This window comes from Planomonospora sp. ID91781, from assembly GCF_015711595.1.
GTDB classification, from domain to species: Bacteria; Actinomycetota; Actinomycetes; order Streptosporangiales; family Streptosporangiaceae; genus Planomonospora; species Planomonospora parontospora.
In genome coordinates, this window is record NZ_JABTEY010000001.1 from 3874404 (window position 1) to 3894927 (window position 20524).

The 20524-nt window shown below is 74.4% G+C and carries 18 protein-coding genes; 9 read left to right on the top strand and 9 right to left on the bottom strand.

Annotated elements, in window-relative coordinates:
- Window positions 1–27 precede the first annotated feature (27 nt).
- Window positions 28–1056: a YafY family protein gene (locus HS048_RS17550; RefSeq protein WP_068901814.1), complete on the top strand. Its 1029-nt coding sequence runs from the start codon at window positions 28–30 to the stop codon at window positions 1054–1056.
- Between the two features lie 104 nt (window positions 1057–1160).
- Here HS048_RS17550 and HS048_RS17555 read toward each other — a convergent pair whose 3' ends face one another.
- Window positions 1161–2474: a pectate lyase gene (locus HS048_RS17555; RefSeq protein WP_196467515.1), complete on the bottom strand. Its 1314-nt coding sequence runs from the start codon at window positions 2472–2474 to the stop codon at window positions 1161–1163.
- A gap of 428 nt (window positions 2475–2902) precedes the next feature.
- On the opposite strand from HS048_RS17555, the gene HS048_RS17560 reads away from it, so the two are divergent.
- Both HS048_RS17560 and HS048_RS17565 read left to right on the top strand, forming a co-directional pair.
- The gene (locus HS048_RS17560; RefSeq protein WP_196467516.1) at window positions 2903–3772 is read left to right on the top strand and encodes an ATP-grasp domain-containing protein; all 870 of its coding nucleotides are present in this window, start codon (window positions 2903–2905) and stop codon (window positions 3770–3772) included.
- Window positions 3773–3842: 70 nt separating this feature from the next.
- Window positions 3843–4589 (top strand): class I SAM-dependent methyltransferase, encoded by a 747-nt coding sequence (locus tag HS048_RS17565; RefSeq protein WP_196467517.1) that lies wholly within the window; start codon window positions 3843–3845, stop codon window positions 4587–4589.
- On the opposite strand, the gene HS048_RS17570 is transcribed toward HS048_RS17565, so the two are convergent.
- Both HS048_RS17570 and HS048_RS17575 read right to left on the bottom strand, forming a co-directional pair.
- Window positions 4579–6198, bottom strand: coding sequence for an MASE4 domain-containing protein (locus HS048_RS17570; RefSeq protein WP_153054537.1), 1620 nt, complete (start codon window positions 6196–6198; stop codon window positions 4579–4581). The genes HS048_RS17565 and HS048_RS17570 overlap by 11 nt on opposite strands.
- A 74-nt stretch (window positions 6199–6272) precedes the next feature.
- Window positions 6273–6857: an RNA polymerase sigma factor gene (locus HS048_RS17575; protein WP_196467518.1), complete on the bottom strand. Its 585-nt coding sequence runs from the start codon at window positions 6855–6857 to the stop codon at window positions 6273–6275.
- Window positions 6858–7000: 143 nt separating this feature from the next.
- On the opposite strand from HS048_RS17575, the gene HS048_RS17580 reads away from it, so the two are divergent.
- Window positions 7001–7789, top strand: coding sequence for a hypothetical protein (locus HS048_RS17580; protein WP_196467519.1), 789 nt, complete (start codon window positions 7001–7003; stop codon window positions 7787–7789).
- A gap of 145 nt (window positions 7790–7934) precedes the next feature.
- Here HS048_RS17580 and HS048_RS17585 read toward each other — a convergent pair whose 3' ends face one another.
- Both HS048_RS17585 and HS048_RS17590 read right to left on the bottom strand, forming a co-directional pair.
- Window positions 7935–8564: a DUF305 domain-containing protein gene (locus HS048_RS17585; RefSeq protein WP_196467520.1), complete on the bottom strand. Its 630-nt coding sequence runs from the start codon at window positions 8562–8564 to the stop codon at window positions 7935–7937.
- Between the two features lie 285 nt (window positions 8565–8849).
- Complete coding sequence (locus tag HS048_RS17590; protein ID WP_068901975.1) at window positions 8850–9662, bottom strand: NAD-dependent protein deacetylase; 813 nt, start codon at window positions 9660–9662, stop codon at window positions 8850–8852.
- A 189-nt stretch (window positions 9663–9851) separates the two neighbouring features.
- Here HS048_RS17590 and HS048_RS17595 point away from each other — a divergent pair, with 189 nt between their 5' ends.
- The gene (locus HS048_RS17595; RefSeq protein WP_191896850.1) at window positions 9852–10388 is read left to right on the top strand and encodes an NUDIX hydrolase family protein; all 537 of its coding nucleotides are present in this window, start codon (window positions 9852–9854) and stop codon (window positions 10386–10388) included.
- Window positions 10389–10425: 37 nt separating this feature from the next.
- Window positions 10426–11763, top strand: a complete 1338-nt coding sequence (locus HS048_RS17600) for a methyltransferase (RefSeq protein ID WP_230880863.1) — start codon at window positions 10426–10428, stop codon at window positions 11761–11763.
- Here HS048_RS17600 and HS048_RS17610 read toward each other — a convergent pair.
- Window positions 11753–14251 carry a PEP/pyruvate-binding domain-containing protein gene (locus HS048_RS17610; protein WP_196467521.1) on the bottom strand — a complete coding sequence of 833 codons (2499 nt, stop codon included), beginning with the start codon at window positions 14249–14251 and terminating at the stop codon, window positions 11753–11755. The genes HS048_RS17600 and HS048_RS17610 overlap by 11 nt on opposite strands.
- A complete protein-coding gene (locus tag HS048_RS17615; RefSeq protein WP_196467522.1) occupies window positions 14248–14970 on the bottom strand; it encodes a TetR/AcrR family transcriptional regulator in 723 nt (240 codons plus the stop codon). Before HS048_RS17615 ends, HS048_RS17610 begins: the two co-directional genes overlap by 4 nt.
- 135 nt (window positions 14971–15105) lie before the next feature.
- Here HS048_RS17615 and HS048_RS17620 point away from each other — a divergent pair, with 135 nt between their 5' ends.
- Complete coding sequence (locus HS048_RS17620) at window positions 15106–15531, top strand: YchJ family protein (protein ID WP_068901799.1); 426 nt, start codon at window positions 15106–15108, stop codon at window positions 15529–15531.
- A gap of 52 nt (window positions 15532–15583) precedes the next feature.
- On the opposite strand, the gene HS048_RS17625 is transcribed toward HS048_RS17620, so the two are convergent.
- Window positions 15584–16843 (bottom strand): FAD-binding oxidoreductase, encoded by a 1260-nt coding sequence (locus HS048_RS17625; protein ID WP_196467523.1) that lies wholly within the window; start codon window positions 16841–16843, stop codon window positions 15584–15586.
- 299 nt (window positions 16844–17142) lie between these two features.
- On the opposite strand from HS048_RS17625, the gene HS048_RS17630 reads away from it, so the two are divergent.
- Together HS048_RS17630 and HS048_RS17635 are read left to right on the top strand one after the other, a co-directional pair.
- Complete coding sequence (locus HS048_RS17630; protein ID WP_196467524.1) at window positions 17143–17736, top strand: helix-turn-helix domain-containing protein; 594 nt, start codon at window positions 17143–17145, stop codon at window positions 17734–17736.
- Between the two features lie 108 nt (window positions 17737–17844).
- On the top strand, window positions 17845–18717 hold the full coding sequence (locus HS048_RS17635; RefSeq protein WP_196467525.1) for a trans-aconitate 2-methyltransferase: 873 nt from the start codon (window positions 17845–17847) through the stop codon (window positions 18715–18717).
- A 130-nt stretch (window positions 18718–18847) separates the two neighbouring features.
- Here the strand turns inward: HS048_RS17635 and HS048_RS17640 are convergent, their stop codons facing one another.
- Window positions 18848–20389 carry a CdaR family transcriptional regulator gene (locus tag HS048_RS17640; protein ID WP_196467526.1) on the bottom strand — a complete coding sequence of 514 codons (1542 nt, stop codon included), beginning with the start codon at window positions 20387–20389 and terminating at the stop codon, window positions 18848–18850.
- Window positions 20390–20524: the final 135 nt, after the last annotated feature.

The following is a 20524-nucleotide window of genomic DNA, read 5'->3' on the forward strand; positions in this document are numbered from 1 at the left end:
TCTCCCCTGACACGTAATGTCAGTGGTGTGCGCGCCTCCCGTCTTCTCTCCATCCTCCTGCTGCTCCAGTCGCGCGGCCTGCTGACCGCCCGGCAGCTCGCCGACGAACTGGAGGTCAGCGTCCGCACGATCTACCGCGACGTCGAGTCGCTGCACGGCGCGGGGATCCCCCTGTACGGCGAGGCCGGGCACCAGGGCGGCTACCGGCTCCTCGACGGGTTCCGGACCCGCCTGACCGGGCTGACCACGCAGGAGGCCCAGGCGGTGTTCCTGGCCGGGATGCCCGGACCGGCCGCCGAACTCGGCCTCGGCGCGCTGGCCGCCGCGGCCGAACTCAAGATCGAGGCCGCGCTCCCGCCCGGCCTGCGGGAGGCGGCCCGGCGCATCCGGGAGCACTTCCACCTGGACGCGCCCGGCTGGTACCACGACGGCGACCGGGTACCGCATCTGCCCGAGGTGGCGGGCGCCGTCTGGGACAGGCGGGTCATCCGCGTGCTCTACCGGCGATGGGCCGAGCCGTGCGAGGTCACCAGGGTGCTGGAACCGTACGGGCTGGTCCTCAAGGCCGGGAGGTGGTACCTCGTGGCCCGGTGCGACGGCGCGCTGCGGACCTACCGGGTCAACCAGGTGCTCGAGCTGGAGGTGACGGACGAGACGTTCGAACGCCCCGAGGACTTCGACCTGGCCGGCCACTGGAGCGCGCACCTGGCGGACTTCCGGTCCCGGCTGTTCCAGGGCCATGCGGTGGTCCGGATCTCGCCGGAAGGGCGGGAACGCCTCCCCGACCTGATGAGTTCGGCCGTGGTCGGCGCCGTGGCCGAGACGGCCGGCGAACCCGACGGCCTCGGCTGGATCACCGCCACCGTGCCCATCGAGTCGCTGACGCACGCGCGGACCGAGTTCCTCAAACTCGGCGCCGAGGTCGAGGTCCTGGAGCCGGCCGACCTCCGCCACCGGATGGCCGAGACCGCGCACACCCTCGCCGCGCTCTACCCCCGAGCGGATCGTGCCACGACGGATCCCGCGGCGGGGCGGGCCGCTCGCGGGGCGGACTGACCGGCGGGGCGGCGCGCCGCCGGGCAGGTCAGCGACCGGTCGGCCGGGGCGTGCGGGGCGGTGCCGCCGGGCGGGTCCGCCGCCCGGCGGCACCGCGGAAGGGCCTACTTGTAGGTGATGTCGGAGGCGGAGTACAGGCAGCTCACACCGTCGGGGCCGGTGCCGGTCCTGCCGGGCTCACCGCTGGTGACGCCCTTGTACCGGTCGCAGACCGCGATCTTCCTGTCGGAGTCGCCGACGATGGTGATCGCCGACAGCTTCGCGGTGTCGCCGTAGTTGGGGTTGATCCCGACGAGCGACTTGGCCGGGGCGGTCACCTGCACGTTGGAGACCACCACGTGCCGGGCGTACTGCTTGGAGCAGTTGCCGCAGGAGCGGTAGAGCTTGCCGAAGTTCTCCACCCGCAGGTTCTTCAGCACCATGGTGCCGGGACCGTTGTGCTGGAAGACCTTGTCGGAGCCGGCCCTGGCGCCGCCGCCGTCGATGGTCATCGTCTGGGAGGCGCTGGTGCCCTTGAAGGTGGCGGCGTCCTCGCCGATGTCCTCCCACCAGACGTTCCTGAGCGTGCAGGTGCCGGTGCAGTGGATGCCGTCGGCGCCGGGCGAACCGATGATCACGTTCTGCAGGACGGCGCCGTCGGCGAGTTTGAAGATCGGGTCCTGGCCCTCGTTCTGGCCGTCACCGCCGAGCTTGCCGGAGCCGTAGAAGCGCTTCATGCCGCCGTCGTAGGGACCGCTGACGGGGATGGTGGCGGTGACCGGCTGCTGCCCCTTGGCGGTGGGCCAGCCGGGCAGCGGCGTCGCGGCCGGGGCGGTCGTGGGCGTCGCGGTCGGCTTGGCGGTGGGGACGGCCGTCGGCTTGGCGGTCGCGGTGGGGGCCGGCGCGGGGGCGCCGCCGACGGGCTTCAGCGTCCAGCGCTTGCCGGCGGAGCCGTCGCAGGAGTTCTGCTGGACGGCGGCGCCGCCGGCGGTGGAGGCGTCCTTGACGTTGAGGCACTTGGCGCTGCCGAGGTTGACGACGCGGTAGGTGCTACCGGCGACCTGGTCGAGCCGCCAGTTGTGGAAAGCGCTTGCCTTGCAGGTCTGCTGAATGGCGGCTTTGCCGGCGGAGGTGCTGTCGCCGGTGATGGTGGCGCATTTGCCGCTGTGGGCGGCGGTCAGGCGCCGACCGCCGGTGACGTCGGTCAGGGCCCAGGTCTGGTCGGCGCCGCCGTTGCAGGCGTACTGGACGAGCTGGGCGCCGTCGGCGGTGCTCTTGGCCTTGACGTCGAGGCACAGGCCGCTGGCGGCGTTGACCAGGGCGTAGGACCCGGAGGCCGGGGCCGCCGCCGCCGAGGCGGGGACTCCGGCGAGCGTGCCGCCGGCGAGGGCCGTCAGGGCGAATGCGGCGATGCACGCTCGGCGTGCAGCGGTGGACAAGGTCACTATCCAGCCTTTCGGTGTGGGTCGTGGGATCTCTCCGTCACGTCGGGAATCACCGCCGCGGCTCGGGAGGCTCTCCGGGTCGGCGGCGGGACGCGCGCCCACGCCATTGTGAGCGCTAACAAAACGGAAGGCGCGGGGTGCGCCCGCAGAGATGCGACGAGCGTCCATGTGCGGCCTCTCCGGCTCGGGTGAACCCGCCGCGGACTGTGGATCGCGGCATCGAGGGCTCGGGCGGATCTCGACGTGAAGGATGCGACGGACCCCGGTGGCGCTGTCCGGAGACTCCGCCCGCGGGGTGACGGGTGTCGTTTCTATCGCGTTGAGCCCTCTTTGTCATATTAATGGCTTTTTATATGATGTGTACTATCTGACACATTTAGTCTGCTATGCGTCCTATACGGAATGCCTTTACCCTGCATGTCATGACCGTGGGATTCCTGCTCTGCTCCGATCCGCTCCGGCCCCGGCGGGCCGACCCGCACTTCGAGCGGGAGGCACGGGCCGTGCGGGAGGCGGACGCTCCGCTGGCGCTGGTGGACCACGACGCGGTGGCGGCGGGCCGGGCCGGGGAGGCCGTGTCGCGGGTGCCCGTCGGGTTCGGACCGGTCTGGTACCGGGGCTGGATGCTGCGGGCCGAGCGGTACGCCGAACTGGAGGAGGCGCTGCTCGCGCGGGGCTGCCGGCTGCTCACCGGCGCCCGCGCCTACCGGTCGGGCCACGAGCTGCCCGGATGGATCGGCTGCTTCGGGGGGCTGACGCCGGAGACGGTCGTGCTGCCGCTGGAGCCGGGCGGGGCGCCGCCGCCGGGCGAGCTCCTGACCCGGTTGGCGGCGGGCCTCGGACCGGGCGGATTCGTGGTGAAGGACTACGTCAAGTCGCGCAAGCACGAGTGGCTGGAGGCGTGCTACGCCCCCGACCCGGCCGCGCTGGAGCGGGTGGCGGCCAGGTTCCTGGAGCTGCAGGGCGACGACCTGGCGGGCGGGCTGGTCGTGCGCCGGTTCGAGGAGTTCCAGGGCCCCCAGGTGCGCGTGTGGTGGCTCGACGGGGAGCCGGTGTTCGTCGGCCCCCATCCGGACGAGCCGGACGGTGCGGCGGCCGGGCCCGGCGACCTGGGTGCGGTGCGGGCGGCGGTCCGGGAACTGGGGGTCCGGTTCGTCACGACCGATCTGGTACGGCGGGCCGACGGCGCCTGGCGGGTGATCGAGGTGGGTGACGGGCAGGTCAGCGACTGGCCCGCGGGCGCCGATCCGGCCGTGCTGGTCGCGGCGCTGCTCGGGGGCGGAAGGCCCTGAGGCGACGCCGAGGAGAGAACTCGAGACGCGGGCGAAGGGACTGAAGGTGACACCGGAGGAGCAACCGGAGGTGCCCGGCGCACGGCTGTACGACGCGATCGGCGGCGCCTACACCGCGACACGGCGTACCGAGCCGCGGATCGCCGCGCAGATCTGGGACGCGCTCGGGGACGCGCGGACGGTGCTGAACGTCGGGGCCGGTACCGGCTCCTACGAGCCTGCCGATCGCGACGTGACCGCGGTGGAGCCGTCGGCGGTCATGCGGGGGCAGCGGCCCGCCGGCTCGGCGCCGTGCGTGGCCGCCGCAGCGGAGAGCCTGCCGTTTGGGGACCGGTGCTTCGACGCGGCGATGGCGGTCTCCACCGTCCACCACTGGAGGGACCCGATGGCGGGGCTGCGTGAGATGCGGCGCGTGGCCCGCCGCGTGGTGGTGCTCACGTTCGACACCGACGAGCCCGGCTGGCAGGACCGCTTCTGGCTCACCCGCGACTACCTGCCCGAGTTCGCCACCGTCCTCGCGGGATTTCCCTCGCTCGCCGCGATGGCCGGCGCGATCGGCGCCCGCGTCGAACCGGTGCCCGTCCCGTGGGACTGCGCCGACGGCCTGTTCGAGGCGTACTGGCGCCGACCGGCGGCGTATCTGGAGGATCACGTGCGCCGTGCGATGTCGGTGTGGGCAAAGGTCGGGCCGGAGGCCGAACGGCGGGCGGTGCGGAACCTCGGCGACGACCTCGGCTCCGGCCGGTGGGCCGAGCGCAACGGCGACCTCGCCGACCTCGACGCGGCGGATCTCGGCCTCCGGCTGCTCATGGCGTGAAGCGGGTCTCGGCCTCCGGCTGCTCATGGCGTGAAGCCGCCGCCGGCGCGGGGTCCTGGACGGCCAGGGGCAGGGTGACCACGAAGCAGGCACCGGGGCCGCTGCCGGGGTCGTACCAGGCCCGGCCGCCGTGCGCCTCGGCGAGGGAGGCCACGATCGACAGCCCCAGGCCCGTGCCGGCGATGCCGCGGGTGCGCTGGTCGTCGGCCCGGCTGAAGCGTTCGAACAGCCGGGGGACGAACCTCTCCGGCACGCCTGTGCCGTGGTCGCGGACACGGATGTCCACCGTTCCGGAGCCGAAGCGCGCCTGCAGGAGCACCGGCGGCGCGCCGTACTTGAGCGCGTTGCGCACGTAGTTGCCGATGATCTGCTGCAGGCGGAGCGGGTCGGCGAGCACCGGCGGTCCGGCCGGGCAGTCGACGGTGATCGACGCCTCCGGGAACAGGGCGGCGCACTCGGCCATGGCCTGGCGCAGGTCGACCGGTTGCGGCTCGACCCGCAGCCCGCCCGCCTCGAGGCTCGGCACGGTCAGCAGGTCCTCGGTGAGCATGGTCAGCCGGGTCAGCAGGGTCTGCGAGCGCGCGATCATCTGGCCGGTGCGTTCGGGGCCCAGCCCGGGATGGTCCTCGATGATCTCCAGGAAGCCGCGCACCGCGGTCAGCGGGGAGCGCAGCTCGTGGGAGACCACCGCGACGAGGTGGTCGCGCAGCGCGTTGGCCTGCCGCAGCTGCGCGTTGCGCGCGGCCAGCTCGTCGGCGTGCCGCCGCACCCGCCGGTACAGGGCGGTGACCTGGTGCATCAGCGCGGTGAACACCACCAGGGCGGCGATCAGGGCCAGCAGCCGGGCGCCGTACCAGCCGAAGGTGAAGCGCGCTCCGGCGAACAGGGTCAGCAGCACGTCCCCGCAGGAGGCGATCACCGCGATCACCGCCCAGGCCTCCAGGCCGCGTACGGCGCTCCGGAAACGGCTGACCGCCAGCAGCAGGCCGACCGCGTTCGCCGCGATGATGGCCGCTCCGAACCGCTCGGTCAGCACGCGGTAGTCCCCGTTGACCATGATCACGGGAACGTGCTCGGCCTGGGCCGTCACCAGCCAGGCGACCACGGCGGCCCCGGCCGCCATGGATCCGGACGCGAGCGCGACCAGCGGCCACCGGCGCCCGGCAGGGGCCGGGGCGGCCTCCAGCCGTCGCGGCCACGGCCCCAGCGCCAGTCCGATCAGCAGGGGGAAGCCGGTGTGCCAGGCGGTCCACAGCCACGGCGCGCTGCTCGGCGTCGCGCCCAGCAGTCCCTGGGGCGCGAACAGGCCGGAGAACACCAGTGCGTGCGGCACGATGACGGCGGCCGACCACAGGTAGGCGCACGACAGGGCCAGCAGCCGGCGGTCGCCGCCCGCCAGGAACTGGGTGATCAGCAGGAACGCGGTGAGCAGGTCGCTTCCCCACACCAGTGCCAGGAAGGCCGGAAGGAACGCCGGAACCTGGCCGAGCATGCGGTCGGCGCCCAGGAAGATCAATGCTGTGATCACCGGGACGATCACGGCCGCGAGCAGGGGCGCGCGGCCCACCCGCGCGGTCGGGGCGTCGTCCATCACGGAACTGAGGGTCACCGTGTCCGCATCGGCGGTCTACGGCGGAACCTGAGGGTGACGGAGGACACGGCACCGGGCCCGGGCGGGACGCCTCATTCCGTGCCGAGCGGCCGGGCGGCGGCCCGGGGTCCGCCGACGTGGTGCAGGAGACCGGCGATCCGGCGCAGCGCGCGGGCGGTGCGGCTCTTGACCGTGCCCAGCGGCAGGCCCAGTTCCAGGGCGATCTCCGCCTGTGTCATGCCGTCGTAGTAGGCCATGCGCAGGACTCCGCGCTCGTCCGGGTGGAGCAGGGCGAGGGCCCGCCGTACCTGGAGGCCGAGCCACTCCCGCTCCAGGCAGGGCGGCTCGGCGGCCAGGTGCGCGGCCTCGTCGAGGGCCACCTGCCCGCCGGCGGCCCGGCGCGCGTCCCGGTGGACGTCGCGGGCGGTACGGCGGACGATCGCGTACAGCCAGGGCAGCGGCTCCCGCTCCTCGTCGAACCCCGGAGCCGCCCGCCAGGCCCGGACGAGCGCGCGCTGGACCGCCTCGGCGGCCAGGTCCGGGTCGCCGAGCAGGCGCAGGGCGGTGGCGTGCAGCCGTGCCGAGTGCACGGTGTACAGCTCCGCCAGCGCGGTCTCGTCCCCCGCGCGGAAACGCCGGGCGAGCGCCCGGCCGGTCTCGTCCATGGTCGACGCCATCCCTCCATCGGCTTCGCCCATGGTGAGACATGAGTCCTTCTCGCTTCCGCGTCCTTCTGCACAGTGCGGAACCGCCCGCCGGTCCGGCGCGGTACTGCAGGGCGTCAACGGCACGAACAAGAGAGCAAGAGAAGGAAGAGACCATGGGACTCAGGAAGACCTCCCTGCGAGCCGCCGCGCTGACGGGGCTGTCGGCCCTCGCGATCGCGGGCCTGCCGAACACCGGCCAGGCCCAGGCCGCCGCCGGGGGGACCGTCTCGCTGCAGGGGACGAAGCTCGTCTACGTCGCGGCCCCGGGCGCGAGCAGCAGCGCCGGCATCAACCTCTTCAACGGTGAGATCGCCGTCTTCGACACCGCGCCGCTCGCGAGCGGGCCCGGCTGCCGTCAGCTCACCCCCAGGGCGGTGGCCTGCGGGACCGCCGTCACGGAGTTCACCGCGACGATGGGGGACCTGAACGACAGCCTCAGCGTCGGCGCCCCGATCAACGGCACCGTCGACGGAGGGGACGGCCAGGACGGCTTCCTGGCCGGCACGAAGTCGGCGAGGCCCCGGTCGATCACCTTCATCGGCGGCACCGGGACGGACACCGTCTCCTACCGGGGCAGCGACCTGTCGGTGCGGGTCAGCCTGGACGACAACGCCGGCGACGGCCGCAACATCGACTCCGACGACATCCGCAGCGACGTGGAGAACATCGTGGGCACCCCGCACGGCGGTGACATCCTGGTCGGCAACTCGGGCAGGAACACGATCGACGGCGTCTCGGGTCCCGGCGACCAGCTGTACGGCGAGGGCGGTCCCGACCGGCTCCTCGCCAAGGATCTGGACAGGGAGACCGCGCTGGACTGCGGCGCGGGCGGCGGCGACGAGGTCGTCATGGACGAGATCGACCCCGCCCCGGCCGGCTGCGAGATCGTCCAGAAGCTCTGATCCGTGCCCCGTGCGCAGGCATCGGGTCCGGCGGAGGGGGCGCGGCCCGCACCTCGCCCGGAGGCGGAGTGGCCCGGGCCCCGCCGGCCGGGCCCCGCCGGGGGAGTGGCCGGCGTCTCGGGCAGGGGCGCCGCGGGGGCGCGGCTCAGCCGCCGCCGAGGATCTTCTCCAGCCGCTCGCTCTCGGCCTGCCGGGAGGTTCCGACGGTCTCGGCGAGCCGGCGGGCCGCGGGATTGAGGCCCTCCGCCCGTTCGGCGGCGGCCATCTCGGCCGTGCCCCGGTGCTGGCCGATCATCAGCTCGGCGAACCTCCGGTCGAACTCCGCCCCCTCGGCCCGCCGCAGTCCGGCCATCTCGGCCCCGGTCGCCAGGCCGGGTACGTCCTGCCCGAGACCCTCCCCGGAGGCGGCGGCCTTGCCCCAGGCCGCCAGCCAGCCGGTCATGGCGGCGATCTCCGAGCTCCGGACGCGGGCGGCCTCCGCCGCGAGCTCTGCGAGCCCCGGGTCGGAGGCACGGGCCGCGGCGAGCCGGGCCATCTCCACGGCCTGCTCGTCTAGCGGGATCATCATCCGGACGAATGCCACGTCGGCGTCGTTGAAGTCGGTCGTCGGCTGAGCGCTCGAGGCGGGCGCGGGAGCACTCGTCCCGGCGCCGGGGGTCGCCTCCGGGGCGTCGCCGCCGCCGCAGGCGGTGAGCAGGGCCAGGGCGCAGACTCCCGCCGCCGCGGACAGGGAGGCCGGCGGAAGCCCGCGGGCGGTGGATCGGCCGGTGAACATGTCGGTCGGCCTCCTCCCCGGTTCGTCGCGCATGGCGGCCGGCCGTTCGCGGACGGTCCCGGCGGGGGGTGGAGCCGGTATCCGCCCGGTCCATGGCCTGCCCTGCCATTCTACGATCGGCGGTCGGACGGATCCCGGCGCGGCCGGGCGCCCGGAGAGCCGCCGGGCCGGACACGGCGTGCGGGCGTCACCGGCCCGGGGCCGCGGCACGGGCCCGCGGACGCCACCGGATCGGGCCGGGTGCCACGGTTCGGGCCCGCCGATGTCACCGGATCGGGCCGGGCGTCAGGGTGCGGGGTCGAGCTCCGACAGGAGCGCGGTGAGGGCCGGACCGAGCGGGGCGTCGAAGCGCAGGAGCGCGTCGGCGTCGCCCCGGGTCGGCCCCCGGTTGACGATCACGACGGGTACGGCGTGCTCGGCGGCGCGGCGGACGAACCGGTAGCCGGACATCACCGTCAGCGAGGACCCGAGGACCAGCAGGACGCCGGCCCGCTCGGTCAGCGCGTAGCACTCCTGGACCCGGGCGCGCGGCACGTTCTCCCCGAAGAAGATCACATCGGGCTTGAGCAGGCCGCCGCAACCGAGGCAGTCCACGACCCGGAAGGAGTCGACCCGGTCGTCGGCGAGGACGGCGTCGCCGTCGGGGTTGACCGCCTCGGCCCGGGCGTCCCAGCCCGGATTGGCCGCGCGCAGGCGCCGGTCGAGCAGCTCGCGAGGGGTGCGCTCACCGCAGGACAGGCAGCGGACGCGGTCGAGGCCGCCGTGCAGCTCGATCACGTCCCGGGCGCCGGCGGCCTGGTGCAGGCCGTCGACGTTCTGGGTGATGACCCCGGCGACCAGCCCGCGGCGCTGCAGCTCGGCGACCGCGCGGTGACCGGCGTTGGGGGCGGCGCGGGCGATGTGCCGCCAGCCCAGGTGGCTGCGCGCCCAGTAGCGCCTGCGGGCCGCCGCGCTGCCGGTGAACGCCTGGTAGGTCATCGGTTCGGCCCGCCGCACGCGGCCGGTCTCCCCCCGGTAGTCCGGGATGCCGGACTCGGTCGACAGCCCGGCCCCGCTCAGGACCACGACCTCGCCGTCCGAGACGAGATCGGCCAGCATCCGGAACCGGCGGCCGGGGTCCGCGCCCGGCCGGTCGGGCGGCGCACCGGGCACACCGCCGAGCACGCTGCCGGAACCCTCGCCTGCCACCCGAGCCACCTGTCCATGATGCCCGATGTCCGCATCCGGTCGAGCCGCACTTCGGGACTGGCCGTGCCCGCGGGGCCCGTCGCGAAGTACGATCGACCAATGACCGAAATGACCGAAACCGCGTCCGGTTGGCTCTCTCCCGACGAGCTGGAGGCGGCACGCGCGCGGATGCCGATCCTCTACGTCGACGCCGTACCGGTGCGGGTCGACGATACGGGGACGGTCACGCACGTCGGGCTGCTGCTGCGCATCGGATCGGACGGGACGGTCAGCCGCGCCCTGGTGTCCGGACGCGTGCTCCACCACGAGCGCGTCCGCGACGCGCTCCTGCGCCACCTGGAGAAGGACCTCGGCCCGGTGGCGCTGCCCCGCGTCCCGGCCTCCCCGCAGCCGTTCACCATCGCCGAGTACTTCCCGACGCCGGGCGTCACGCCGTACCACGATCCCCGGCAGCACGCGGTCTCCCTGGCCTACGTCGTCCCGGTCGCCGGGGACTGCAGCCCCCGGCAGGACGCCCTCGACTTCGCCTGGTTCACGCCGCAGGAGGCCTCGTCGCCGTCGGTGCTGCAGGAGATGTCCGGCGGGCAGGACGTCCTGCTGAAGCAGGCCCTGGCCCACGTCGGCCGCCTCCCCTGACGTCCCCGCCGCGCCGGTACGGCTAGCCTGGGGCGCGATGAACCGCCTGACGACTCCGCGGGGCGAGCTCGCCCTCGCCCGCTTCCCCGAAGACCCCCGCGACCTGCTCCGCGCCTGGGACGCCGCCGACGAGTACCTCCTGCGGCACCTCGACGGCACCGCCGGTGAGGCCGCCGGGGGAGCCGGCGGCGTGACCGGTGGAGGGCCGGTGGACCTGTCGGGCACCGTGGTCGTGGCGGGCGACCGGTGGGGCGCGCTGACCACCGCGCTCGCCGGCCACCGCCCCGTGCAGATCACCGACTCGTTCCTCGCCCAGGAGGCGACCCGGGCCAACCTGGAGCGCAACGGGATCGGCCCGGACCGGGTACGGCTGCTGTCGACCAGGGACGCCCCGCCGGACCGGATCGACGTGCTGCTGGTCCGGGTGCCCAGGAGCCTGGCGCTCCTGGAGGACCAGCTGCACCGGCTCGCGCCCCGCGTGCACGCCGGCACCGTCGTGGTCGGCACGGGGATGGTCACCGAGATCCACACCTCGACGCTGCGGCTGTTCGAGCGGATCCTCGGCCCGACCAGGACGTCGCTGGCGGTGCGCAAGGCGCGGCTCATCCTCTGCGCGCCCGACCCCGCCCTGCCCCGGACCGCCAGCCCCTGGCCGAAGAGTTACGAGCTGCCCGGCGGGGTCGGACCGGCCTCGGGCCTGACCGCCGTCAACCACGCGGGCGTCTTCTGCGCCGACCGCCTCGACATCGGCACCCGGTTCCTGCTCCGGCACCTTCCCCGGCGCCGGGGCCCCGAGCGCGTCGTGGACCTGGGCTGCGGCAACGGGGTGGTCGGCACGGCCGCGGCGCTGGACAACCCCGAGGCCGAGGTGCTGTTCGTCGACGAGTCCTACCAGGCGGTGGCCTCGGCGGAGGCCACGTTCCTGGCGAACACCGCTCCGGGCCCCGGTGCGGACACCGCTCCGGGCCCCGGTGCGGACACCACGCCGGGCGCCGGCGCGGACACCGCTCCGGGCGCCGGTGCGGAGGCCGGGACGGGGCCCGGGACGAGGATCGGGGCGCGGCGCATCGGCGCGGAGGCCGGGCCGGGGCGCAGGGCGGAGTTCCGGGTGGGCGACGGGTTGTCCGGCGTGCCGGCCCGGACGGTCGACCTGGTCCTGAACAACCCGCCGTTCCACAGCCACCGGGCGACGACCGACGCCACGGCGTGGCGCATGTTCACCGGGTCGCGCGCCGCCCTGCGCCGCGGGGGCGAGCTGTGGGTCGTCGGCAACCGGCACCTGGGATACCACGCGAAGCTGCGTCGGCTCTTCGGCAACTGCGAGGTCGTCGCGAGCGACCCGAAGTTCGTCGTCCTGCGGGCCGTCAAGCGCTGACCCCGTACGGGCCGGGGGCCTCGGCCGGGGCGATCACCTCGACGCTGCCGCGTCCTCCGTCGACGCGGATCCGGTCGCCGTCGCGTACCCGCATGGTGGCGTCCCCGGTGCCGACGACGGCGGGGATGCCCAGCTCGCGCGCGACTATCGAGGCGTGCGAGAGCGGCGCGCCGACGTCGGTGACGACCGCCGCCGCCCGGGGGAACAGCGGTGTCCAGCCCACGTTGGTCACGGTCGTCACCAGGATCTCGCCCCGCCCGAGCCGGTGGCCCTCCTCCATCGAGGTGATCACCCGGGCGGTCCCCTCGACCACCCCGGCCGCGCCGGGGAAGCCGGTGACGGTCTCCGGCGCGGGAGCCGGCGGCGCGTGGGAGTCGAAGACGTCGCCCCGGCGGTCCGGATCGGCGGCCCACCGCTCCGGGTCGAACCGCCCGCGGATGACTCCGGGGTAGGGCGGCAGTGACCGGTAGTGCTCGTAGGCCGCCCGCCGCTCCGCGACCGAGGAGAGCGGCCGCCGGCCGCCGCGCAGCACGTCCAGGATCTCGTCGATCGTCAGGAAGAAGAGATCGTCGCCGTGCCCGGTCAGCTCCCCGGCCCGCAGGACGAAGTCGCGCAGCACCCAGAAGGAGCGGATCGTCTCCGAACGGGCCTCCTCCCGGGCCTGGACGATCGCCCCCCACCGGTCGACCTTCCGGCGCAGCCGCGCGGCCCGCCGCGGAGCGCGCTCCCGGAACCTCCGCCAGGCGGCGCGGCCCACCTCGTCCTGGCGTTCCAGGAGCTCCGCCGGGTCGGTCGCGGAGGCGGCGAGCAGCCTGCCGATCCACTCCGGGTCCTCTCCGGGCCGGGGTGCCGAGAGCTCGAACTCGTCCGGGCAGCGGTGACCGTACCGTCGGGCGAAGGTCTCCCGGTCGATCTCTCCGCGCCCGAGCCGGGCCAGGCCGAGCAGCGGCCCGAGACTCTCCAGGCGCCCTCCGCCGACCCGGATCCCGGACGTCAGTGCGTTGGCGTCCTCCTCCCCGACCAGCCGCACCAGCCTGTTCCGGAGGAAGATGAGCGCACCGGCGTCCTGGCGGCCCGCGGCGGCCAGCATGCGGCTGCACTCGCGGAAGTACGGCTCCACCCGGTCCCGCCAGAGCGCGGGCAGGTCCTCGGCGGCGGCGATCTCGGCGCGCAGGGACTCGGCGCGCGCGGCCGCGGTCGCGAGGAACTCCGGGAGCCTGCGGGCGTACCCCCGCAGGGCGAGGCGGCCGCGGACGATCGGCAGCGCCTCCCTGAGGATCCGCCGGCGCGGCATCGGCAGCGGCGGGGGAGTGAGCCCTTCCGGTATGCGGCCGAAGACCGGCTCCTGGGCGGCCCGGAGGCGCCCGCCCATGCCCAGGGCCGCCGCGAGCGAGGCCGTCACGCTCAGGTTCATGTAGAACTTGCCGCCGATGTTCCCGCACAGGGGATGGCCGCCGAGCTCGGAGAAGATCATCGCGTCGGCCATGAACGCCCGCACGGCCGACCAGGTGCACGGCGTCATGACGCTCGGGATCGCCTCGCCCAGGTTGCCGTTGGTCCACAGGTAGTCGCCCCTGAGGGAGTCGTTCCACTCCTCGCGCCGCCCGGTGATCGGCCTGGCCTGGAGGATGTACGGCCGCCCGTCGTGCAGCGCCCACTCGACGTCCACCGGATGGCCGTACAGCTCCTCGATGCGCAATCCGAGACCGGCCAGTTCCAGGGCCTGGGCCGCCGACAGGGCGGGCCGGTCGCGCAGGCCGGGCGGGACCGGCTCCTCGCGGGTGCCGCCGGGCGTGCGCACGGTCATGACGGTCTTGGACGCGACCGTCTCCGCGACGACCGTACGGCGGTCGCGGTCGACGGTGAACGTGTCGGGCGTGACCAGGCCGCCGACGACCGCCTCGCCCAGGCCCCAGGCCGCGTTGACGGTCAGGCGGCCGCGGTCCTCGGTGAACAGCACACCCGCCGCGTCGGCGGGCACGAGCTCCTGGACGACGACGGCGAGGGCCACCTGGTCGCGGGGGATGCCGTGGCGCTCGCGGTAGGCGACGGCCCGATCGGTCCAGAGCGACGCCCAGCAGCGCCTGACCGCGTCCAGCAGCTCCTCGGCGCCGCGGATGTTGAGGTGGCTCTCCTGCTGGCCGGCGAAGGACATGCCGGGCAGGTCCTCGGCGGTCGCCGACGACCGGACCGCGACCGGGACGTCCCCGCGGTCCCCGCACAGCCTCCGGTAGGCGTCCCGGACGTCACCGGCGATGTCGTCCGGGACCCCGTGGGAGGCGAAGAGCTCGGCGATCTCGCCCGCCCCGCCCGCCAGGATCGCGTCCCGCAGGCCGTGGCGGGCCACGAAGCCGCGGTAGGCCGCGGTGGTGATGTGGAATCCGGGCGGCACCGGCAGCCCGGCCCGGGCCAGGCGGGCCAGGGACTCGCCCTTGCCGCCCACCGTCGCCAGGTCGGCCCCGGGGCCGTCGAGCGGGAGCGTGTTCAAAGGCTCTCCTCCAGTTTCCTCCGGGCGATCTCCAGCGCCCGGTCCAGGTAGCGTGCGGTGGCCTCGGCCACCTGCGCGGCGCTCTCGGGGGTGACGGGGCGCCCGGACCCCAGGGTCCGCTGCACCGTCTCGGCGAGCAGGTCGGCGCGCCGCTCGATGTCCAGGTGGAACGGGTCGGGCAGCGCGGGGGCGTGGAAGAACCCGTAGAAGGCGGTGGCCATCACGTTCTGCTGCTCGGCGGAGGTCAGGTCGGATCTGACGAGCCCGTGCTCCCTCAGGACGCCGAGGTAGGCGGCAAATGCGGTGGACATCGCCTCGGCGGCCTCCGGACTGGTGCGCTTGTGCCGCAGCAGGGCGCCGAGCATCTCCCCGTCGCCGAGCAGAAGAGCCTTGAGCAGCGGGCGCCGGAGCATCTCCAGCGCCAGCCGCCGGACCAGGTCGCCCACCGGTTCCGCCCGGCCGGCGGTGCACAGCCGTACGGCCTCCAGCATCAGCACCCGCTCCCTGCGGAGCAGGGCGGTGAACAGGGCTTCCCGGCTCTTCCAGTGCAGGTAGATCGTGCCCTTGGCGACGTGGGCGTGCCGGGAGACGTCGTCGAGGGTCGTCTTGTCGTAGCCCCAGCGGACGACCAGCTCCGCCGCCGCGTCCAGGATCCGGTCCGCCCGCGCCCGGCGCTGCTCCGGCGTCCGCCGCCTGCGATCGGAGGACTCGGCTGTCATGGGGCCACCTCTCGGATATATGACTGAATATACGTATCTAGTCATACATCCGACAAGGCATCGCCGTGAACCCCGGCCGCCGTGAACCCGGCCCGCTGCGGACCGGGGGCGGAAGGCGGATCCGGGGACGGCACAATGGGAGGCATGTCCCGACGCAGCACGCAGCCCCGCCGGGCCGCTTCCGGATCCGCCGCCCCCTGCCCCTGCGGGCTGCCCGCGCCCTACCGGGACTGCTGCGGGCGGCTGCACCGGGGGGAGGCCGCCGCGCCCACCGCGGAGCTGCTCATGCGCTCGCGGTTCAGCGCCTTCAGCGTCGGTGACGCGGGCTATCTCCTGCGCACCTGGCACCCGTCGACACGCCCGCCCGCGGTGGACCTCGACCGGGCGCTGCGCTGGACGGGCCTGGAGATCCTGGAGGTCACGGGTGGGAGCGCCTTCCACACCGAGGGCACCGTCCGCTTCCGCGCCCGCTACACCGAGCGCGGCCGGGCGGGGGAGATGGAGGAGCACAGCCGTTTCACCCGGCACGCGGGCGCGTGGGTGTACGTGGGCGCGCTCTGACGGATCGCCTCCGTCCCGGGACCGGAGGCGGTCCGTCGCGGACCGCCGGTTCTCAGCGCAGCGGATCGAACTCGCGCAGGGCGTCGGGCTGCTTGCCGGTGACGATTTGCTCGGCCAGCAGCCGCCCCGTGACCGGGCCGTGGGCCAGGCCCCACATGCCGTGTCCGCCGGCCACGTAGATCCCCGGCTCGCGTACCGCGCCGATCAGCGGACGCCCGTCGGAGGTGACCGGCCGCGGGCCGACCCACTCGTCGGTGCGCTCCGCCCAGCGCACGCCTTCCAGCAGCGGGCGGACGGAGGCGATGATCGCCTCCAGCCGGGCCGGGACGAGCGGCGCGTCCGGGTCGCGGAACTCCATGGTGCCCGCCACGCGCAGCGCGCCCTGGTACGGCGTGCACGCCACCCGCACGTCCGGCAGGTAGATCGGTCCGGGCACCGGGCGGTCCACCGGCACGGTGAAGGAGTAGCCGCGCCCGGCCCGCAGCGGGACGCGCACCCCCCACCGGGAGGCCAGCCGCGGCAGCCACGCGCCGGTGGCCAGCACCACCGCGTCGGCGGACAGGGTCGTGCCGTGCGGGGAACGCACGGTGACCCTTCCGCCGTCGCCGCGCACCCCGGACACCTCGAAGGCGTGGACGGTGGCGCCGCGGGCCATGACGGCCTCGCCCAGTGCGTGGACGAAGCGGCCCGGGTCGACGTACCGCTGCCCGTCGATGCGCACGCCCGCCTGCAGGGCTCCGGACGCGAGCGGCACGTGCTCGGCCAGTCGCGCGCCCGACAGGGTGCCGTGCTCGACCCGCTGCCCGGCCTCGCCCAGCCTGCGCAGCTCGCGCAGCAGCCCCTCGGCCTGCCGCGGGGTCCGGAACGCCGCGGTGATGGGCGCCCGGACGAGGGGCGCGTCCACGCCGCCGGCCGTGAGCGCCTCGAACGCCTCGATGCACTCGTCGTTCAGGGGCAGGTTGGCCCGCACCGCCCGGGTCCACGACGACCAACGGCAGTTGGCGGCGAAGCGGGCCAGGAACGCCCACAGTCCGGGATCGACGCCCGCGGGGATGTGCAGCGGTGCGGCCGGGTTCACCAGTGACCGCAGGCCGTAGCGGAGCACCGAGGGCTCGTTCAGCGGGATCGTCAGCCCCGGGGCGATCCATCCGGCGTTGCCCCAGGACGCGCCGGCCGCTATGCCGCCGCGGTCGACCACGTCGACCTGCACACCGTGTTCTTGCAGGAACCACGCGGTGGACAGCCCCACGATGCCCGCGCCCACCACGATCACCGATCGGGGCCCGTCGCCGATGTGCTCGACGCCGCTCATGACCCGCCTCCATACCAGGACGAATGCTGTTGCCGGGATCAGCATGACCCGCACGGCTCCGGATGAGGTTGTGGGATGTCGACAATCGAAGGCCTGATCTTGGAGGTTCGCCACAACGGAGCGTCCCGGCCGTATCGACCGCAAGCGTTGTCGACACAAAATGCGAGACTCCGCGGCGCGTGATGCATGTGTTCGAGCGCGCAGGGCGCGGTCCGGTTGCTCGCGCAGGGCTGCAGACGTTCCGGACCCTCGCCTCCGAAGCCATCTCCATATTGCATAAAAGGCATAGAATATTGCTTGTGACGCAAAAAGATGAGGAGCTGGACGGCCTCGTGCGCAAACGCGTCCGGGCCCTGCGGGTGGCGCAGGGCTGGTCCCTGGAAGAGCTGGCCACCCGCGCCAACCTCAGCCAGTCCTCACTGAGCCGCATCGAGAACGGCCGGCGCCGCCTTGCGCTGGACCAGCTGGTCGTCCTGGCCCGCGCACTGGACACCACACTGGATCAGCTCGTGGAGACCGCCGCCGACGACGTCGTCACCAGTCCGATGATCGACGGCGCCCACGGCCTGATGCGGTGGTCCATCAAGGGCGATCCCGGCATGAGCGTGGTGCGCCAGCGCATGACCGAACCGCCGCCCGACAATCCGGCGCGCATGCGCGCCCACGCGGGACGCGAATGGCTCGTCGTCCTGTCCGGCACCGCGGTCCTCATGCTCGGCCACCGCCGCTTCCGCATCGAGACCAACCAGGCCGCCGAGTTTCCCACGATGATGCCCCACGCGATCGGCGCCGAGGGCGGCCCCTGCGAGATCCTGGGCATCTTCGACCGCGACGCCCGCCGCGGCCACCAGCGCGAGAACGGCGACCGCGACGCTCAGGGCGCCGATGGATGACCACGCGTGACGGCGATGGCTTGCGCATCCGGCAGCGCATCCGGTCATTGTCTTGCCAAAACCGAAAGCGGTTGTGCTCCAGGCGCATGGCCGTCCTACCTTGAAGACATGAACCGAGCACACCCGCACACCCCGCACCACGGCGCCCAGCACGATCACCACCGGGAGCACGATGCCGACGGCCAAGCGGAGATCCTCGACCTGGACGCCGAGGTCCTCGCCGAGCACACGGCGTCGATCATCGCCTGGCTGCCGCTGGAGAGCGAGCCGCGCCGGATCGTGGACCTGGGCTGCGGTACCGGCGCGGGAACCTTCGCGCTCCTCGAACGCTTCCCCGGCGCGCACGTCACCGCCGTCGACACCTCGGCCGGGCACCTCCGGCTCCTGCGCGAGAAGGCGCGCGCCCGCGGTGCCGAGGGGCGCGTGCAGACCGTGCAGGCCGACCTCGACGCCGACCGCTGGCCCGACCTCGGCACGCCGGACCTGGTGTGGGCCTCGGCCTCGATGCACCACATGGCCGACCCCGGCCGCGCCCTCCGGAGCGTCCGCGAACTGCTCGCCCCCGGCGGCCTGTTCGCCGTCGTGGAGCTCGCGGGTTTCCCCCGCTTCCTCCCCGCCCACGCCCCGGAGAACCGGCCCGGCCTCGAAGAACGCGCCCATGCGGCGACCGACGCCTTCCACGCCGAGCACGTTCCGCACCGCGGCGCCGACTGGGGCCCGATGCTGACGGCCGCCGGTTTCACCGTCGAGGCCGAGCGCACCATCACCGTCGACATCGAGGGTGGGCGCAGCGAAGCGGTCGGCCGCTACGCCCACGGCAGCCTGCAGCGCATCCGCGGAGTCGCCGCACCCGCTCTCAGCCCCGAGGACCTCGCCGCACTCGACGAGCTCCTGGACACCGACAGCCCGAACAGCCTCCTGCGCCGCGCGGATCTCGCCGTACGCACCGAGCGCACCGTCTGGGCCGCCCGCCGCGCCTGACATCCGGCGCGGCCCGCGGCCGTCTGCCCGGCAGGCGGCTCGCCCCGAAGCGCGGACCCTGCGACCACCACCGGGGCCGTACCGCGCGCGACGGGCAGCCGCCCATCGGCCGCGTCGACGACCCCACGGGTCAACACGCCTGGTCGTCTCCGAGGGCGGCCAAGCTGATGATCATGGCGAGACGCTGGCGGGCGTCGTCCAGGTTCAGCGGAGTGATCTCGCCGATTCTGCGCAGCCGGTTGCGGACGGTGTTGGGGTGGACGCCGAGCCGCTCGGCCGCGGCGGCGAGATCGCCCTGGGCCTCCAGCCACGCCCGCAGCGTCGCCGCGTAGTGGGTGGCGTGCGCGGCGTCGTGCCCGCGCAGCGCGCTGACCGGCCCCCGGGCGGGAGGCCGGCCCGTGCGCGCCGCGGCGCGCAACCGCTGGAGCAGGATGTCGCCCCAGGACTCGTCGTAGGCCGGCGGCGCGGTCCGGGGCGCGCCCGCCTCGTGCAGCGCCAGGCACTCGTCGGCCTCCTGCCGGCCGGCCGGAAGCTCCTCGGCCTGGGCCGGGGCGCCGATCCCGGCCAGGACGCGCACCCGCGCCGGAAGCGCGGCCTGCAGTGCGGCCACCCACTCGCGTGCCGCGGCCGCCGGCTCGCCGGGCAGGATCGTGTAGAGCGTGTTGTCCAGCAGCGTGCTGCGCCCCGGCCGGGACCAGCCGAAACCGGTGGTGGCCCGCTCGAAGGCCAGCAGGGGTGCGGCGTGCCGCTCGGTGTCGGCGTGCGCGCGGACCGCGATGACCCGCATCGCCCCCGGGGCCAGTCCCAGCTGGCTCAGCACCGTCGCGGCGTCGGCACCGCCCTCCAGCAGCCGGACGGTCAGATCCGACTCCACCTGCCGCTCCAGGTCCGCGCTCGCCCGTGAGCGCAGCAGGTGCAGGGCCACCGTGCGCGCGCCGTCGGTCAGGGCGCCGAGCCGCGCCCCGGTCAGCGGGCTGCCGCAGGTGACCCAGACCGACCCCAGCAGCTCGCGGCCCGCCCGCACCGCCACCGCCATGCGCCCGGTCAGGCCGTTCTGCGGGTCCTGCGCCACGAACACCGGCTCGTCCGTCGAGGCCAGGTGGTCGAAGACCCCCCGGGCCCGGAGCGTCTCGCGCAACCGGTCCGGCACCTGCCGCACCAGGATCGTCTCCAGCCGGGCCGGGTCGCCCGCCTGCTGGGAGCGCGAGTACGCCAGCACCCGCGACAGCCGGTCCTCGATGGTCACCGCCCCGCCGATCACATCCGCCAGGTTGTCGGCCAGCGCGAACAGGTCCGTCGGCCCGCGGCCCGACTCGGTCTCCCGCCCCTCCAGCACCAGCCCGTAGACGACACCGGTGAGCTGGCTCCACGACACCGCGGGATCGACCACCATCACCGCCACGTCCTCGCTCTCACCGGCGGAGAAGGCCTCGTGCGCGGCGTCGGCCTCGGCGCGCACCAGGACCGCCGCGGACCGGGCCGACACCGCCCAGCGCACCGCCTCGGCCACCGACGCGGCTCCCACCGCCAGCAGCACGTCGCCCGCGACCCGGTCGTCGGTGGGATCGGGCATCGCCACGCTGCGCAGCTGCACCGAGCGCGCCTGCGGACGGCCGCACAGCCGTACGCCGTATCCGCCCAGCACGTTGATCAAGCGGTCCAGTCTGATCATGAGCGCCTCCTGCCCGGTGCCGACGCATCACGGTAACCACCGGCTCCGGGCGCGCGCGCCCGTCAGCCGCGTGAGGGGGGCTCCTCCGGCTGATCGGTCTCACCCCGGGCGCGGCGGACGCCGTACAGGCCCCGC

Excerpts from the sequence above, each read along its gene's own strand:
- HS048_RS17580 (WP_196467519.1), top strand. The coding sequence starts at position 7,001 with ATGGGACTCAGGAAGACCTCCCTGCGAGCCGCCGCGCTGACGGGGCTG.
- HS048_RS17560 (WP_196467516.1), top strand. The coding sequence starts at position 2,903 with ATGACCGTGGGATTCCTGCTCTGCTCCGATCCGCTCCGGCCCCGGCGG.
- HS048_RS17625 (WP_196467523.1), bottom strand. The coding sequence starts at position 16,843 with ATGAGCGGCGTCGAGCACATCGGCGACGGGCCCCGATCGGTGATCGTG.
- HS048_RS17595 (WP_191896850.1), top strand. The coding sequence starts at position 9,852 with ATGACCGAAATGACCGAAACCGCGTCCGGTTGGCTCTCTCCCGACGAG.
- HS048_RS17620 (WP_068901799.1), top strand. The coding sequence starts at position 15,106 with ATGGGAGGCATGTCCCGACGCAGCACGCAGCCCCGCCGGGCCGCTTCC.
- HS048_RS17635 (WP_196467525.1), top strand. The coding sequence starts at position 17,845 with ATGAACCGAGCACACCCGCACACCCCGCACCACGGCGCCCAGCACGAT.
- HS048_RS17585 (WP_196467520.1), bottom strand. The coding sequence starts at position 8,564 with ATGTTCACCGGCCGATCCACCGCCCGCGGGCTTCCGCCGGCCTCCCTG.
- HS048_RS17600 (WP_230880863.1), top strand. The coding sequence starts at position 10,426 with ATGAACCGCCTGACGACTCCGCGGGGCGAGCTCGCCCTCGCCCGCTTC.
- HS048_RS17615 (WP_196467522.1), bottom strand. The coding sequence starts at position 14,970 with ATGACAGCCGAGTCCTCCGATCGCAGGCGGCGGACGCCGGAGCAGCGC.
- HS048_RS17640 (WP_196467526.1), bottom strand. The coding sequence starts at position 20,389 with ATGATCAGACTGGACCGCTTGATCAACGTGCTGGGCGGATACGGCGTA.
- HS048_RS17575 (WP_196467518.1), bottom strand. The coding sequence starts at position 6,857 with ATGGCGTCGACCATGGACGAGACCGGCCGGGCGCTCGCCCGGCGTTTC.
- HS048_RS17590 (WP_068901975.1), bottom strand. The coding sequence starts at position 9,662 with ATGCTGGCCGATCTCGTCTCGGACGGCGAGGTCGTGGTCCTGAGCGGG.